Source organism: Achromobacter pulmonis (assembly GCF_021733725.1).
Classification (GTDB): domain Bacteria; phylum Pseudomonadota; class Gammaproteobacteria; order Burkholderiales; family Burkholderiaceae_B; genus Achromobacter; species Achromobacter pulmonis.
This window is the reverse complement of record NZ_JAIFOT010000001.1, coordinates 4069152-4084264: the sequence shown is the minus strand read 5'-3', so window position 1 is coordinate 4084264 and position 15113 is coordinate 4069152. Positions and strand designations below refer to the sequence as shown.

The following is a 15113-nucleotide window of genomic DNA, read 5'->3' as shown; positions in this document are numbered from 1 at the left end:
TCGCCCGCGGAGCGGGCCTAGGCTTCTTCCACTTCCCCCAGGTACGCCGCGCGCACCTTGGGATCGTGCAGCATGTCGCGGGCCGGGCCCGACAAGGTGATCTCGCCGGACTCCATCACGTAGCCGCGGTGGCTGTTTTCCAGCGCCAGGCGCGCGTTCTGCTCGATCAGCAGGATCGTGACGCCCTCGCTGGCGATGGTGCGCACCACCTCGAAGACCTTCTCGACCATCAGCGGCGCCAGACCCATCGAGGGCTCATCCAGCAGCAGCAGCTTCGGACGCGCGATCATCGCGCGGCCCATGGCCACCATCTGCTGCTCGCCGCCCGACAGCGTGCCTGCCGCCTGCTTGCGGCGTTCGGCCAGGCGCGGGAACAGCGTGAACACGCGGTCGGTGTCCTGCCGCACCTGCGCGGCGTCACGCCGGATATACGCGCCCATCGCCAGGTTTTCCTCGATGGTTAGCTGACCGAAGATGCCGCGCCCCTCGGGCACCATCACCAGCCCCTGGCGCACCAGCTCGTGCGATTTCTGGCCGCCGATGGACTGGCCACCGTAGACCACTTCGCCGCCGGCCATCGGCACCAGGCCGCAGATGGCGCGCAGGGTGGTGCTCTTGCCAGCGCCGTTGGCGCCGATCAGGCACACCAGTTCGCCTTCATCCACGCGCAGGTCGATGCCGCGCACCGCGCGGATGCCGCCGTACGCGACCTGCAGGCCGCGCAGTTCCAGTAGGGGTTTGCTTGCCGTCGTCATGCCGGGCGCTCCTGATGAATCAGCGGATCCTGGGCGGCGCCCGCGCCCAGATACGCTTCGATGACCTTGGGGTCGCGCTGCACCTGGGCCGGTTTACCCATGGCCAGCACCTTGCCGTATTCCAGCACCAGCACGCGATCGCACAGGCCCATGACCAGCTTCATGTCATGCTCGATCAGCAGCACGGTGACGCCATCGCCGCGGATCTTCTCGATCAGCTTGCGCAGCACCACGGTTTCCGACGCGTTCATGCCGGCGGCCGGCTCGTCCAGCGCCAGCAGCTTGGGATCGGTGGCCAGCGCGCGCGCGATCTCCAGGCGGCGCTGGTCGCCATAAGGCAGCGAGCGCGCCACATCGTTGGCGCGGTGACCTATGCCGACGTAGTCCAGCAGCTCCTGGGCGCGGGCCTCGATGGCGGCTTCCTCGGCGCGCGTGGCGCGGGTACGGAACACGGCGCCCAGCACGCCGGCGCGGGTGCGCAGGTGGCGGCCGATCATGACATTCTCGATCGCGCTGAGGTTGGCGAACAGGCGGATGTTCTGGAACGTGCGCGCCAGTCCGGCATGCGCCACCTCGTGCGGCTTCTTGCCCGACATGGACGCGCCATTGAAGGTGCAGCTGCCGTCTTCCGGGATGTACAGGCCGGTGAGCACATTGAACAGCGTGGTCTTGCCGGCGCCGTTGGGACCGATCAGGCCGTAGATCTCGCCCTGCTCGATGTCGAAACTGACGTCCGACAGGGCCTGCAGGCCGCCGAAGCGTTTGCCCAGTCCCTGGGCTTGCAGCAGTTTGTTCATGCCGCACCTCCCTGGGCCTTGGTCGCCAGCTCACGCCGGCGCACGGCCGATGGCCACAGGCCGGCAGGGCGGAACAGCATCACGCACACCATCGCCAGGCCGAACAGCAACATGCGGATGCCCTCGGGGTCCAGCACCACGGCGCCGAAGAGCATCTGCTGCACCGGCTCGACCACCGCGCGCAGGAACTCCGGCAGCGCGGCCAGGATCAATGCCCCCAGGATCACGCCCGGGATGTGGCCCATGCCGCCCAGCACCACCATGCACAGAATGGAGATGGACTCCATCAGCGAGAAGCTCTCCGGACTGACAAAGCCCTGCATCGACGCGAACAGCGCGCCCGCCACGCCGCCGAACGAAGCGCCCATGGCGAAGGCCAGCAGCTTGATGTTGCGGGTGTTGATGCCCATCGCCTTGGCGGCGATCTCGTCTTCGCGGATGGCTTCCCAGGCACGGCCGATACGCGAGTTCTGCAGGCGCACACACACCAGGATGATGATCAGCGTCAAGGCCAGCAGCAGGTAGTAGTACTTCTCCGGCCCGGTCACGCGGATGCCTAGCAGGCTCTCGGTGCGGCCGAAGGCGAACTCGCCCACCTTGAAGGTGTCGATGCGGTTGATGCCCTGCGGGCCGTTGGTGATGTTGACCGGCGCGTTCAGGTTGTTCAGGAAGATGCGGATGATCTCGCCGAAACCGAGCGTCACGATGGCCAGGTAGTCGCCGCGCAACTTGAGCGTCGGCGCCCCCAGCAGCACGCCGAACAGGCACGCCACCGCCAGCGCGATCGGCAGGATCGCCCAGAACGGCAGATGCAGGCCGAAGTGCGGCGAGGCCAGCAGCGCCCAGGTGTAGGCGCCCACCGCGTAGAACGCGATATAGCCCAGGTCGAGCAGCCCGGCAAAGCCCACCACGATGTTCAGGCCCAGCGACAGCATCACATACAGCAACGCGAAGTTGAGGATGCGGACCCAGCTCTGGCCGGCCATGCCCAGCACGAACGGCAGTACCGCCAGCACGATGCCGATCAGCGCGATGCCGATCAGGTTGCGGGCCGAGAACCCGCTGTTTTTCAATGTGGTACTCATGCGCGGTCTCCCACACGTTCGCCCAGCAGGCCGGAGGGACGGAAAATCAGCACCAGCACCAGCACGAAGAACGCGAACACGTCCTGGTAGTGGCTGCCCAGAAAGCCGCCGGTCAGGTCGCCGATGTAACCCGCGCCCAGCGATTCGATGATGCCCAGCAGCAGGCCGCCCGCCATGGCGCCGACCAGGTTGCCGATGCCGCCCAGCACCGCGGCCGTGAAGGCTTTCAGGCCCAGCATGAAGCCCATGGTGTATTGCGACACGCCGTAATAGGTGGCGACCATCATGCCGGCCACGGCGGCCAGCGCCGAACCGATCAGGAACGCCGCCGAGATCACGGTGTTGATGTTCACGCCCATCAGGCCCGCCACTTCGCGGTTCTGCGCGGTGGCGCGCATGGCGGTACCCAGGCGCGTCTTGTGCACCACCGCCAGCAACCCGCCCATGATGAGCGCGGCGATCGCGACAATGGCGATCTGCAGCGTGCTCATGCGGGCGCCGAAGATCTCGAACACGCGCGGCGACAGCACCTGCGGGAAGTTCAGGTAGTTGCGGCCCCAGCCCATCATCGCCAGGTTCTGCAGGATGATCGATACGCCGATGGCGGTGATCAGGGCAGCCAGGCGCGGGGCGCGGCGCAGCGGCCGGTAGGCCACGCGCTCGGCGGTCCAGCCGACCGCCATGCACAGCGGCACCGACACCAGCAGGCCCAGGCCCAGCACCATGAAGGCGGAGGCGGACGGGTCGCCGCCGACCAGCGAAATGGCGATCGTGGTCGCCGCCATCGCGCCGATCATGACGACGTCGCCATGCGCGAAGTTGATCAGCCCGATGATGCCGTACACCATGGTGTAGCCGAGGGCGACCAGGGCATAGACGCTGCCGAGCGTGATGCCGTTAATCAGTTGTTGAATGAAGATATCCATAGGGGCCGCAAAAAAGCCTGGAAAAAATCGCGCGAAGTTCGGATGCGGCGCGGCCCGGGGGCCGCCTTCGCGCCAATCGCCGCCACGCCGGGCGGCGCGCGCGGGGTCAAGGTGGCCAGGCAGCCTTAATTGGCCTGGCTGACCATCGTTTCGACCATCTCCCACTTGCCGTTCTTGACTTCGTAGATGGTGACCGAGATTTCCTTCAGATCGCCGTTCTTGTCGTAGGCAATGTGCTCGCTGGTCGCGCCCTTGCGGTTCAGCTTGGCCAGTTCCGGCAGGTACTTCTCGGGCTTGGCCGAGCCGGCCGCTTCGATGGCGCTGATCATGTTCCAGGCGCCGTCATAGGCATACGGCGCATACACGCCCGGGGCCTTCTTGAAGCGGGCCTGGTAGCGTTGCTCGAAGTCCTTGCCTGCGGCCATCTTGTCCAGCGGCACGCCGGCCAGCGAAGCGTAGGTGCCGTCGGCGGCATCGCCGGCCAGCTTGATGAAGGTGTCGCTGCGGGTCATTTCACCCGAGACCAGCGGCGCCTTCAGGCCGAGCGTGGCCAGCTGGCGCTTCATCGGGCCGGATTGGGCATCCAGGCCGCCGTAGAAGATGGCATCGGGCGCCGCACCCTTGATGTTGGTCAGGATGGCCGTGAAGTCGTTGGCCTTGTCGGTCGTGTACTCGCGGCGCACCACCTGGCCGCCGGCGGCCTTGACCGCCTTCTCGACCTCGTCGGCCAGGCCCTGGCCGTAGGCGGTGCGGTCGTCGATGATGGCGACCTTCTTGGCCTTCAGGCTCTGCACCATGAACTTGCCGACCGCGGCGCCCTGCTGGGTGTCGCTGGTCATCATGCGGAAGGTGGTGTCGTAGCCCTGCTTGGTGTACTCGGGCGAAGTGGCCATGGCGATCTGCGGCAGGCCGGCTTCGTGATAGACGCGCGAAGCGGGGATCGTGGTGCCCGAGTTGAAGTGGCCCAGGATGCCGACGACGTTCTCGTCGACCAACTGCTGCGCGACCTGCACACCCACGCGCGGATCGGCCTGGTCGTCGCGCGACACCAGCACGAACTTGGCGGGCTGGCCGTCGACCTTGATGCCCTTCTTGTTGGCTTCTTCCAGGGCCAGGTTCAAGCCGTTCTGCATGTCCTCGCCGTAGTGCGACTGCGGACCGGTCAGCGGCGCGGCAAAGCCGAATTTGACGTCGGCCGCGTGCGCGGCGGTGGCCATGCCGACGGCGGCGATGCTGGCGGCGACAAGCTTCAAAGTGGTGCGAAACTTCATGGGAATCCTCCGGTATGTCGGATGTGGCTTTGTTTTATATATACCTGGGCTTTTGGGCCAGATGGTCTATTTGAGTGCGATTGCCGGGTTGCCACAATCGAACTTCAGGTGCGACCGGATTTTGCTTTGAGTGCAACCCGGCTCGATATTGGAGATAACCCTTGGTTGCCCTAGGGTTACCCCTCGGTCACGCTCAGCCGATGGTCATGAGACTGGCGTTGCCGCCGGCCGCGGCCGTATTCACGCTGATGGAACGCTCGGTCAGCAGGCGTTCCGGCACATAAGCGGCGCCGGCCGCCAGGGCATCCGAAGTCAGCCCGTGCACCGCCAGGATAGCGCCAGGACGCTGCGCAATGCGCTGGTTCAGCGCGCGCAGCGCATCGCCATCGCCCTCGAACAGCACCGCCTGGTAATCGGCCTGGTCAACCTCGGCATCGGCCAGGATGCCGGCCTGCCCCTGCTGCTCGGCGTCCAGCCCGGCCAGCAGCGCCTGCGCCGCGGGCGTATCCGCGAACCAGGCATGGTTGCCGGTCAGCCGCGCCGCCGCCCATTGCGCCCGCGCGCCGGCGTCGGTAGCCGCCACGCAATAGACCGCGCCGCGCGGCTCGACCATGTAGGTATTGGTCTCGCCCGTGGGCCCCGGCAGCGCAATGCGCTGCGGCAATGGCGCCGCCGCGTCCAGCGCCGGCGGCAGGCCCTCGGGACGCGTGCCCAGCAAGCGGTACATGTACAACGGCCCGCCCGCCTTGGGTCCGGTCCCCGACAGGCATTCGCCGCCGAACGGTTGCACGCCGACCACGGCGCCGACGATGTTGCGGTTGACGTAGACGTTGCCGGCATGGACCTGGCCGGTCACATGCGCGATGGTTTCGTCGATGCGGGTGTGGACGCCGAAGGTCAGGCCGTAGCCGGTGCCATTGATGGCGTCCAGCAGGGCGTCCAGCTCGTCGCGGGCATAGCGCACCACGTGCAGCACCGGACCGAAGACTTCGCGCGTCAGCTCGCTGATGTGATCGATCTCGATGATGGTCGGCGCCACGAAAGTGCCATGGCGGCATTCACCATTCAGTTCCACCTGGTCCACGCGGTGCCCCGCCGTGCGCATCGCGTCGATATGGCGCTGGATGTTGTTGCGCGCCTCGGTGTCGATGACCGGGCCGACGTCGACCGACAGGCGGTCGGGGTTGCCCACGCTCAACTCGCGCATGGCGCCACGCAGCATGGTCAGCACATGATCGGCATTGTCCTGCTGCACGCACAGCACGCGCAACGCGGAACAGCGCTGCCCGGCCGAATCGAAAGCCGAGCTGAGCACGTCGAACACCACTTGCTCGGCCAGCGCCGAGGAATCCACCACCATGGCGTTCTGGCCGCCGGTTTCGGCGATCAGCGGAATGGTGTGGCCGTCGTCGTCCAGGCGATCGGCCAGCGTGCGCGCGATGATGCGAGCCACGTCGGTCGAGCCGGTGAACATGACGCCGCGCACGCCGGCGCTGGCCACCAGTTGGGCGCCCACGGTCTCGCCGCGGCCCGGCAGCAACTGGACGGCGCCGGCCGGCACGCCGGCGGCGCGCAGGATGGTCACCGCCTGCGCCGCGATCAGCGGCGTCTGCTCGGCCGGCTTGGCCAGCACGGTATTGCCCGCGGCCAACGCCGCCGCGACCTGGCCGGTGAAGATGGCCAGCGGGAAGTTCCACGGGCTGATGCACAGCACCGTGCCCAGCGGGCGGTGCGTGTCGTTGCCGAATTCGCGGTCGGCCTGGTCGGCGTAATAGCGCAGGAAGTCCACCGCTTCGCGCACTTCGGCAATCGCGTTGGGCAGCGATTTGCCGGCTTCGCGCACGATCAGGCCCAGCAGGGTCTGCATCTGCTCTTCCAGGAGCTGCGCCGCGCGCCGCAGGCACTGCGCGCGCTCGGCCACCGGCGTCGATTGCCAGATGGGCGCGGCATTGGCGGCGGCGCGCAGGGCGGCCTCGGCTTCCTCGGCATTGGCCTCGATCACCTGGCCAACCACGTCACGCAGGTTGGCGGGATTGCGCACGTCGACGGCACGGGCCGGATCCCAGGCGCCCTCGCCGTCACCCAGCATGGGCCCGGCGCGCCAGGGCGTAGCGGCACTGGCCAGCAGCGCGGCCGCCAGCGAACCCAGGCGGTGTTCATTGCTCAGGTCCAGGCCGGCCGAATTGGCCCGCGCGCCCTGCCGGACGCTGCCATAGAGTTCGCGCGGCAGCGGGATCTTCTCGTGCGGCGCGCCCAACGGCACGATGCGCGTCGCGGCTTCGACCGGATCGGCCACCAGCGTCTCGACCGGGATGGTCTCATCACCGATCAGATTGACGAACGACGTATTGGCGCCGTTCTCCAACAGCCGCCGCACCAGATACGCCAGCAGCGTTTCGTGCGTGCCGACCGGCGCGTAGATGCGGCAGGGACGGTTCAGCTTGCCCTGCGCCAGCGGCCCGACCACTTCGTCGTAGAGCGGCTCGCCCATGCCGTGCAGGCACTGGAATTCATACTGGCCCGGATAATAGTTCTGCCCGGCCAGATGGTAGATCGCCGACAGGGTGTAAGCGTTGTGGGTGGCAAATTGCGGATACACGGCTTCCGGCGCGCCCAGCAGCTTGCGGGCGCAGGCCAGGTAAGCCACGTCGGTGTAGATCTTGCGCGTGTACACCGGGTACCCCTCCAGGCCGTCGACCTGGGCGCGCTTGATCTCGCTGTCCCAATATGCGCCCTTGACCAGCCGCACCATCACGCGATGGCGGCTGCGGCGGGCCAGGTCGATGACGTAGTCGATCACGAACGGCGCGCGCTTCTGATAGGCCTGGATGACGAAGCCGATGCCGTTCCAGCCCTCCAGCTCGGGGGTGAAACACAGCGCCTCCAGCAGGTCCAGCGAGATCTCCAGGCGGTCGGCTTCTTCGGCGTCGATGTTCAGGCCGATGTCGTAGCTGCGCGCCAGGATCGTCAAGGCTTTCATGCGCGGCAGCAGTTCGGCCATGACCCGTTCGCGCTGGGCGCGCGAATAGCGCGGGTGCAGCGCCGACAGCTTGATGGAGATGCCGGGACCTTCATAGATGCCGCGGCCGGCGGCGGCCTTGCCGATGGCGTGGATGGCCTGTTCGTACGATGCGTAATAGCGCTCGGCGTCCTCGGCCGTGGTGGCCGCCTCGCCCAGCATGTCGTAGGAATAGCGGAAGCCGCGGCTTTCCATCTTGCGGTTGTTGGCCAGCGCTTCGGAGATGGTCTGGCCCGACACGAACTGCTCGCCCATCATGCGCATGGCCATGTTCACGCCCTTGCGCACCAGCGGCTCGCCGCCCTTGCCGATCAGGCGCGTCAGCGCCTTGGACAAGGACTGCTCGCTGCTCACGGCCACCAGTTTGCCCGTGATCATCAGGCCCCAGGTCGCGGCGTTGACGAACAGCGATTGCGAACCGCCCATGTGCGATTTCCAGTCGCCGCGCGCGACCTTGTCGCGGATCAGCGCATCGCGCGTGGCGCGGTCGGGAATGCGCAGCAGCGCCTCGGCCAGGCACATGAGCGCCACGCCTTCCTGGCTCGACAGCGAGAATTCCTGGATCAGGCCTTCCACCCCGCCGCCACTGCGCTTGCCGCGCAGCTTCTTGACCAGGTCGGCGGCCATTGCGTGCACTTTTTCCAGATTGGGCATGCGGGCCTGCCCCAGCAGCAAAGGCACGCATTCCGGCTCGGGACGGCGGTAGGCGGCGGTGATGGCCGCGCGCAGCACCGATTGCGGTTGCACGTCCTGGCCGAACTCGTAGAACGGCGGCGTGGCGGCAACCTGTTGCTCGCCGCCCTCGTCATCGCCCCCCTCGTCGCCGCCCAGATGCGACATCTCGGCCGGCAGGTGGCCGCGTTCGATCCTGTCCAGGTAGGCGACGATCGCCTGCTTGTGCAGCCAGTGCGGCGTGCAATTGAGTTTTTGCGCGGCGGCCTTCAGGCGGTCGCGTAGCGCGTCATCGACCTTGACGCCTAGGGTGGTGCTGGCCATAAGAGATTGCTTCCTGTCGCATGGCAAAGGTCACACCGGACCCGCGAAGGGGCCCGGCATCGGTAGGACCGTATGCTAGTCAGGTTGCAACCGGCTTTGTATTAAGGTTAACCCTATGGTTAACCGCCTGAGATCACGGCAGCTTTCCCCGCGTCTGCCGCTCCCTGGAATCAGGCGCCAGCGGCCTCGGCCAAGGGCGAGCAGCCCAGCATCCGCACCGCGCCGCCGCTATCCGGCGTCTGGCCGCGGATGGCCGACGCCATCACCCCCGCCAGGGCCGCCACCGCGCGCTGCTGCGCCGCGACCAGCGGTGGCACACCGGTCTCGCTCACGGCTTCGGTGACGACACTGCGGCACAGCAACCCGCTGCCCTGGAGGTTGACCGGCCGCACCCGCCAGGTGACATCCAGTTGCGCCATGCGGCCCGACACCAGGTCGAACCGTTGCACATCCGTCTGCACCCGCCACACAGGCGCGTCCGCGCCGGGCTTGACGACCTGCACGTCCAGCGCCCCAAGATCATGCTTGAGCGCGTCGGACAGGGCGCCACGGATCTCGTCGCCCAGCGGCGAACTCCAGCGTTCGGAATACAGCGCCGCCACACTGCCATCGCCGGTTCGCACCATCAATTGCGGCTGGTCGGCCTGCGCGGCGACATTGACGCCCTGCACTTCCAGCAGGAATGGCGCGGACGCGCGCGGCACGGCCGGCGCCTGGGCCGCGGGCCCCTGCAGCGTGTAGTACCGCACCGGCGGCGACGATGCGCAGGCGGCCAGCAGCAAGGGCAAGGCCAGCGCCGCCAAGCCACGGCGGCAGGCGGCAAAAGGAGAGGAAGGGAGTCGATTCATGGGTTCAGTTCCTGACCGGGCCGGCGCCGGGGATCGGGTCATCGCCGCGCCCGCGCAGCAGCGACTCGGGGTTCGCCTGCAGGAAGTCGGCCAGCGCGCGCAACGAACGGGCGGCACGGCTCAATTCCTGCATGGCCTTCTCGGTGTTGACGGGCAATGACGCATCCGACGCCAGCAGCGCATTCAAGTTGGCCAGGGAGTCGCGCGCCTGCTTGAGCACGCCTTGGGCCTGTGGCGCCACCTGCTTGTCCAGGCGAGTCATCAACTTGGAGGTGCTCGAGAGCGTCGCGCGCAAATCCTCGCCGATCTTGTCGAACGGAATCTTGTCGATCTTGGCCACGATATTGCTGACCTGCTGCTGCAACTGGTCAAGTTGCCCGGGCACGGTCGGAATGATGGCCGGATTGGACATCTTGAATTCCGCCGGCTTGGCATTGGGGAAATCGTCCAGCACCACATACAACTGGCCGGTCAGCAGGTTGGCGGTGCGCAACTGGGCGCGCAGGCCATGCTTGATCATGATGCCCAGCAGGCGCCCGCCAGCCTCGTCGCCATCCTTGATGGCATGCTCGCGCATTTCGTCGTAGACCCGGCCCAGGCGTTCGGGATACAGCGTGGCGTCCACCAACGCGAAGAAACGCTTGCTGACGGGATCGAAATCCATGGTGATCTGCGTGACGTTGCCAAGCGTGATGCCGGAGAAATCGATGGCGGCGCCCACCGCCAGCCCCCGGATCGACTGGTCGAAACGCATGCGGATCGGGAACGCTTCGCCGTCGGGGTTGGCCTTGGCCGCCGTCTCGGTCGGATACAGCTCGAAGTGCGTGTCGGCCGGCGCCGGCGTGTTGGCATCGCGCGCGCTGTAAACCGGTTCGAACGCCACGCCCCCCACCGCCATCGAGACCAGCGACTGGGTGCGCACTTTCAGGCCTTCGGCGTTGACGCTGAAATCCACGCCGCTGGCGTTCCAGAAACGGGTGCCGTGGGTGACGAACTTGTCGTTGGGCGCATCCACGAAAACCTCGACGTTGACCGCGTTGCCGGTCTTGTCGAGCGCATAACCGATCACCCGGCCCACATTGATGCGGCGAAAATACACCGGCGACCCGATATCCAGCGACCCCAGATCCGAGGCCTTGAGCATGAAACGCTTGCCGGCGCGGTCATGCGTGACGGCCGGCGGCGTCTCCAGGCCGACGAAATGCAGCTTGGTGGCCTTCTTGGCGTGATCCTTGCCCTCGACCGCGTCCACGCCGATATAGGCCCCCGACAACAGGGTGCCCAGCCCCGAGACGCCGCTGACGTCCAGGCGCGGACGCACCACCCAGAAATTGGTGCCCTCGCGCGCCAGGTCGGCCACGTCCTTGGAGAGTTCGGCCTGCACCACCACCTTGCTGCGGTCGGCGTTGAAACCGATCGACTTGACCGTGCCGACGTTCACGTCTTTGTAGCGCAGCTGGGTCTTGCCGACCTCCAGCCCTTCGGCGGTATTGAATTCGATCGACAGGTCGGGGCCGGCCTGCATCCAGGTCCGCACCACCAGCGACAGGCCCATCAGCGCCGCGACGACGGGCACCAGCCAGATCCAGGAAATCCGGCTCTTGCGCTTGCGCGAGATCGTCGGTGACGCGAACTTCTCTTCACCAGATCCAGGGGCTTGGTCGGACATCGGTTTTTCCTCTTCTTCTTGAAACGGCACGCGACAGGTCGCCCGCACCCCGCAATCGTGCCGGCGTCAACCCGCCCGCGCGCCAGCGGCGGACGCGCTTGGCCGGCCATCGGCCGCGGCCAAGGTGGCATCGTCCAGCTCGCTGGTATTTTCCAGATCCCAGCTGCGACGCAGGTCGAAGCTCATGGCCGCCAGCATGGTCAGGATGACGACCACGCCGAACGCCGCGGCGCCGGCTCCGGCGCTGATTTCCATCAGCCCCTGGAAATCGGCCAGTGCCGCCAGCAGGATCACCACGAACACGTCCAGCATCGACCATTGGCCGATGAACTCGACCATCTGGTACAGCCGGGTGCGCGGGCGCAGGTTGGTGGTACTGCGCCACTGCTCGGTCAACAATAACAGGATCAGCGCCAGCAACTTGGTCAGCGGCACCGCCACGCTGGCAATGAAAACGATCAGCGCGATGTCCCAGGACCCCATGTCCCACAATTCCACCACGCCGCCCAGGATGGTGTGGGCGCTGTCGCCCAGCACCGAACTGACCTTCATCACCGGCAGCACATTGGCGGGAATATAGAACACCACGGCCGCCAGCAACAGCGCCCAGGTACGGCTGAGGTGATCCGGCTTGCGGTAATGCACCACCGCGTGGCAGCGCACGCAGTGGTGTTCTTCCTCGGGGTCGCCGCCACGCGGCACCGCCTGCACCTGGCCGCAGACATGGCAACCGGTCAGCACCTGATCGGGACCGGCCTCGGGCACATGCACCGGCACCACGCCCTCGCTTTCGGCATAGCGCCACAGCACGTGCGGCGTCAGGCGGCCCAGCATGGTCAGGAAGATAGTCAGCACGCCGAAGGCGAACAAGCCGACGCCCGGCGATACCGCCGCCATGCCGGCCAGCTTGACCACCGCCACCAGCACGCCCAGCAGGAACACCGGCACCATGCACCAGGGACGCAGCAAGCCCAGCAGGCGCATCGCGCCGCGAAAGCCCGCCGGCTCGGCCCCGCGCGACAAGGGCCCCAACACCCACAGCAGCACCCCCAGCTGGAACAACGGCAGCACGAAGCCCGCCAGGCCGGTCATGATCGCCACGGTGTAATGCCCCTGGCGCCAGGTGATGCCGACCGCGTCCAGCAGCGAGGCCTGCTGCACCATGCCCTGCACCGACATCGAGGCGACCGGATAGGCGTTGGCCACGCCGAAGACGATCAGCGCGGCGATGGCGAGCGCCAGCCAATTGGACAAAGTAAGCCCGCTGTAGCGCCACAGGATGGCGCCGCAGCGGGCGCAATTGGCGGTCTCGCCAGGTTCGAGCCGATGTCGGCGATAGATGCTCGCGCAGTGTTCGCACTCGATCAGCGGCTGGCTCTCCGCGCTACTCACAGGCAGGGCCTTATTCGACGAGTTCGACTTCCTGCTTGTCCGGCTTCGCCGACGGCGGCTTGCCGTGTTCGTCGAAATCCAGCGTGACCTTGCCGGCCTCGTCCAGGTCCACCGTGACGGTGCCGCCATCGACCAGCTTGCCGAACAGCAGCTCGTCGGCCAGCGCGCGCCGGATGGTGTCCTGGATCAGGCGCTGCATCGGCCGCGCCCCCATGAGCGGATCGAAGCCTTCCTTGGCCAGGTGCTCGCGCAGGGCCGTGGTGAAGACGGCCTCGACGCGGCGCTCGTGCAGTTGGTCTTCGAGCTGCATCAGGAACTTGTCGACCACGCGCAGGATGATCTCGCGGTCCAGCGGCGCGAACGGGATGATGGCATCCAGCCGGTTGCGGAACTCGGGCGTGAACATGCGGCGGATTTCGGCCATTTCATCGCCCACCACGCGCGAATTGGCGAAGCCGATGGACGGCCGGTTCAGGGTCTCGGCGCCGGCGTTGGTCGTCATGATGAGGATGACGTTGCGGAAGTCCGCCTTGCGGCCGTTGTTGTCCGTCAGCGTGCCGTGGTCCATGACCTGCAGCAGGATGTTGAAGACGTCCGGATGGGCCTTTTCGATTTCATCGAGCAGCAACACGCAGTGCGGCTGCTTGGTGATGGCCTCGGTCAACAGGCCGCCCTGGTCGAACCCGACGTATCCGGGCGGCGCACCGATCAGGCGCGAGACCGCGTGGCGTTCCATGTACTCGGACATGTCGAAGCGCAGCAGTTCGACGCCCAGCGTGAACGCCAGCTGGCGCGCGACTTCGGTCTTGCCGACGCCGGTGGGGCCGGAGAACAGGAAAGCGCCGATCGGCTTTTCCGGCTTGCCCAGGCCCGAACGCGCCATCTTGATGGCGGCGGACAGCGCCTCGATGGCGTTGTCCTGGCCGAACACCACGGTCTTGAGATCGCGGTCGAGCGTGGCGAGCTTGCTGCGGTCGTCGTTGGAGACCGACTGCGGCGGAATGCGCGCGATCTTGGAAACGATGTTCTCGATGTCGATCTTGCCGATCACCTTCTTCTGGCGCGAACGCGGCAGCAGGCGCTGCGCGGCGCCGGCCTCGTCGATCACGTCGATGGCCTTGTCCGGCAGGTGGCGGTCGTTGATGAAACGCGCCGACAGTTCGGCGGCGGCCGACAGCGCGGCGGCCGAGTAGCGCACGTTGTGATGCTCTTCGAAGCGGCTCTTCAGGCCGCGCAGGATCTGCACGGTCTGCTCGACGCTCGGTTCGGGCACGTCGATTTTCTGGAAACGGCGCGACAGCGCGTGGTCTTTTTCGAAGACGCCGCGATATTCGGTGTACGTGGTCGCGCCGATGCACTTGAGCTGGCCCGAGGACAGGGCCGGCTTGAGCAGGTTGGAGGCATCCAGCGTGCCGCCGGAGGCCGAGCCGGCGCCGATCAGCGTGTGGATTTCGTCGATGAACAGGATCGCGTCGGGATTGCCGCGGATCTGCTTGAGCACGCCCTTCAGGCGCTGCTCGAAATCACCGCGGTACTTGGTGCCGGCCAGCAGCGCGCCCATGTCCAGCGCGAACACTTGCGCGGCCTGCAGGATCTCGGGCACTTCGCCGCGCGTGATGCGCCAGGCCAGGCCCTCGGCGATGGCGGTCTTGCCCACGCCTGCCTCGCCCACCAACAGCGGGTTGTTCTTGCGCCGACGGCACAGCACCTGGATCACGCGCTCGACTTCGTGCTCGCGCCCGATCAGCGGATCGATGCGGCCGGCCAACGCCGCGGCGTTCAGGTCGGTTGCATACTGGTCCAGCGGCGACTGGCGCGATTCGCCCTGCTCTTCACCATTGGTCTGCTGCTCTTTCTGCACGGCGGCGGACTCCACCTGTGGCTGTTTGGTAATGCCATGCGACAGGAAATTCACCACGTCCAGCCGCGTCACGCCCTGCTGTTGCAGGTAGTACACGGCGTGCGAATCCTTTTCGCCGAAAATGGCCACGAGCACGTTCGCGCCGGTGACCGGCTTCTTGCCGGTGCCGCCCGCGGACACGTGCATGATCGCGCGCTGAATGACGCGCTGGAAACCCAGCGTGGGCTGGGTATCGACTTCCGCGCCGCTGGGGATCACCGGCGTGTTTTCCGAAACGAACTGACGCAGGTTGCGGCGCAGGTCATCCAGGTTGGCGGCGCAGGCGCGCAACACTTCAACCGCGGAAGCGTTATCGAGCAGCGCGAGCAACAGGTGCTCGACGGTAATAAATTCGTGCCGGGCCGAACGGGCCTCGACGAAAGCCATATGCAGGCTGACTTCAAGCTCTTGGGAAATCACGCTTCCTCCGTAACGCATCGAAGCGGGCAAATACA

Annotated in this window: 10 protein-coding genes; all 10 read right to left on the bottom strand. The window is 66.7% G+C overall.

Features of this window, described 5'->3' with window-relative positions:
- Positions 1-17 precede the first annotated feature (17 nt).
- The 10 genes from K2W61_RS18780 to clpA all read right to left on the bottom strand — a co-directional run bounded on the left by K2W61_RS18780 (position 18) and on the right by clpA (position 15078).
- A complete protein-coding gene (locus tag K2W61_RS18780; RefSeq protein WP_175131627.1) occupies positions 18-755 on the bottom strand; it encodes an ABC transporter ATP-binding protein in 738 nt (245 codons plus the stop codon).
- Positions 752-1552 (bottom strand): ABC transporter ATP-binding protein, encoded by an 801-nt coding sequence (locus K2W61_RS18775; protein WP_175131628.1) that lies wholly within the window; start codon positions 1550-1552, stop codon positions 752-754. Before K2W61_RS18775 ends, K2W61_RS18780 begins: the two co-directional genes overlap by 4 nt.
- A complete protein-coding gene (locus K2W61_RS18770) occupies positions 1549-2637 on the bottom strand; it encodes an ABC transporter permease subunit (RefSeq protein ID WP_175131629.1) in 1089 nt (362 codons plus the stop codon). Before K2W61_RS18770 ends, K2W61_RS18775 begins: the two co-directional genes overlap by 4 nt.
- The gene (locus tag K2W61_RS18765) at positions 2634-3485 is read right to left on the bottom strand and encodes a branched-chain amino acid ABC transporter permease (RefSeq protein WP_419761648.1); all 852 of its coding nucleotides are present in this window, start codon (positions 3483-3485) and stop codon (positions 2634-2636) included. Before K2W61_RS18765 ends, K2W61_RS18770 begins: the two co-directional genes overlap by 4 nt.
- A 203-nt stretch (positions 3486-3688) precedes the next feature.
- The gene (locus K2W61_RS18760; protein ID WP_175131631.1) at positions 3689-4834 is read right to left on the bottom strand and encodes a branched-chain amino acid ABC transporter substrate-binding protein; all 1146 of its coding nucleotides are present in this window, start codon (positions 4832-4834) and stop codon (positions 3689-3691) included.
- A 193-nt stretch (positions 4835-5027) separates the two neighbouring features.
- Positions 5028-8849: a trifunctional transcriptional regulator/proline dehydrogenase/L-glutamate gamma-semialdehyde dehydrogenase gene (gene putA, locus K2W61_RS18755; RefSeq protein ID WP_236756309.1), complete on the bottom strand. Its 3822-nt coding sequence runs from the start codon at positions 8847-8849 to the stop codon at positions 5028-5030.
- Positions 8850-9019: 170 nt separating this feature from the next.
- Positions 9020-9697 carry a PqiC family protein gene (locus K2W61_RS18750; RefSeq protein WP_236756307.1) on the bottom strand — a complete coding sequence of 226 codons (678 nt, stop codon included), beginning with the start codon at positions 9695-9697 and terminating at the stop codon, positions 9020-9022.
- 4 nt (positions 9698-9701) lie between these two features.
- On the bottom strand, positions 9702-11366 hold the full coding sequence (locus tag K2W61_RS18745; protein WP_175131633.1) for a PqiB family protein: 1665 nt from the start codon (positions 11364-11366) through the stop codon (positions 9702-9704).
- Between the two features lie 66 nt (positions 11367-11432).
- Complete coding sequence (locus K2W61_RS18740) at positions 11433-12758, bottom strand: paraquat-inducible protein A (protein ID WP_175131634.1); 1326 nt, start codon at positions 12756-12758, stop codon at positions 11433-11435.
- A 10-nt stretch (positions 12759-12768) separates the two neighbouring features.
- The gene (gene clpA / locus K2W61_RS18735; protein WP_175131635.1) at positions 12769-15078 is read right to left on the bottom strand and encodes an ATP-dependent Clp protease ATP-binding subunit ClpA; all 2310 of its coding nucleotides are present in this window, start codon (positions 15076-15078) and stop codon (positions 12769-12771) included.
- Positions 15079-15113 lie beyond the last annotated feature (35 nt).

Excerpts from the sequence above, each read along its gene's own strand:
- K2W61_RS18780 (WP_175131627.1), bottom strand. The coding sequence starts at position 755 with ATGACGACGGCAAGCAAACCCCTACTGGAACTGCGCGGCCTGCAGGTC.
- K2W61_RS18775 (WP_175131628.1), bottom strand. The coding sequence starts at position 1,552 with ATGAACAAACTGCTGCAAGCCCAGGGACTGGGCAAACGCTTCGGCGGC.
- K2W61_RS18770 (WP_175131629.1), bottom strand. The coding sequence starts at position 2,637 with ATGAGTACCACATTGAAAAACAGCGGGTTCTCGGCCCGCAACCTGATC.
- K2W61_RS18765 (WP_419761648.1), bottom strand. The coding sequence starts at position 3,485 with ATGGTGTACGGCATCATCGGGCTGATCAACTTCGCGCATGGCGACGTC.
- K2W61_RS18760 (WP_175131631.1), bottom strand. The coding sequence starts at position 4,834 with ATGAAGTTTCGCACCACTTTGAAGCTTGTCGCCGCCAGCATCGCCGCC.
- putA (WP_236756309.1), bottom strand. The coding sequence starts at position 8,849 with ATGGCCAGCACCACCCTAGGCGTCAAGGTCGATGACGCGCTACGCGAC.
- K2W61_RS18750 (WP_236756307.1), bottom strand. The coding sequence starts at position 9,697 with ATGAATCGACTCCCTTCCTCTCCTTTTGCCGCCTGCCGCCGTGGCTTG.
- K2W61_RS18745 (WP_175131633.1), bottom strand. The coding sequence starts at position 11,366 with ATGTCCGACCAAGCCCCTGGATCTGGTGAAGAGAAGTTCGCGTCACCG.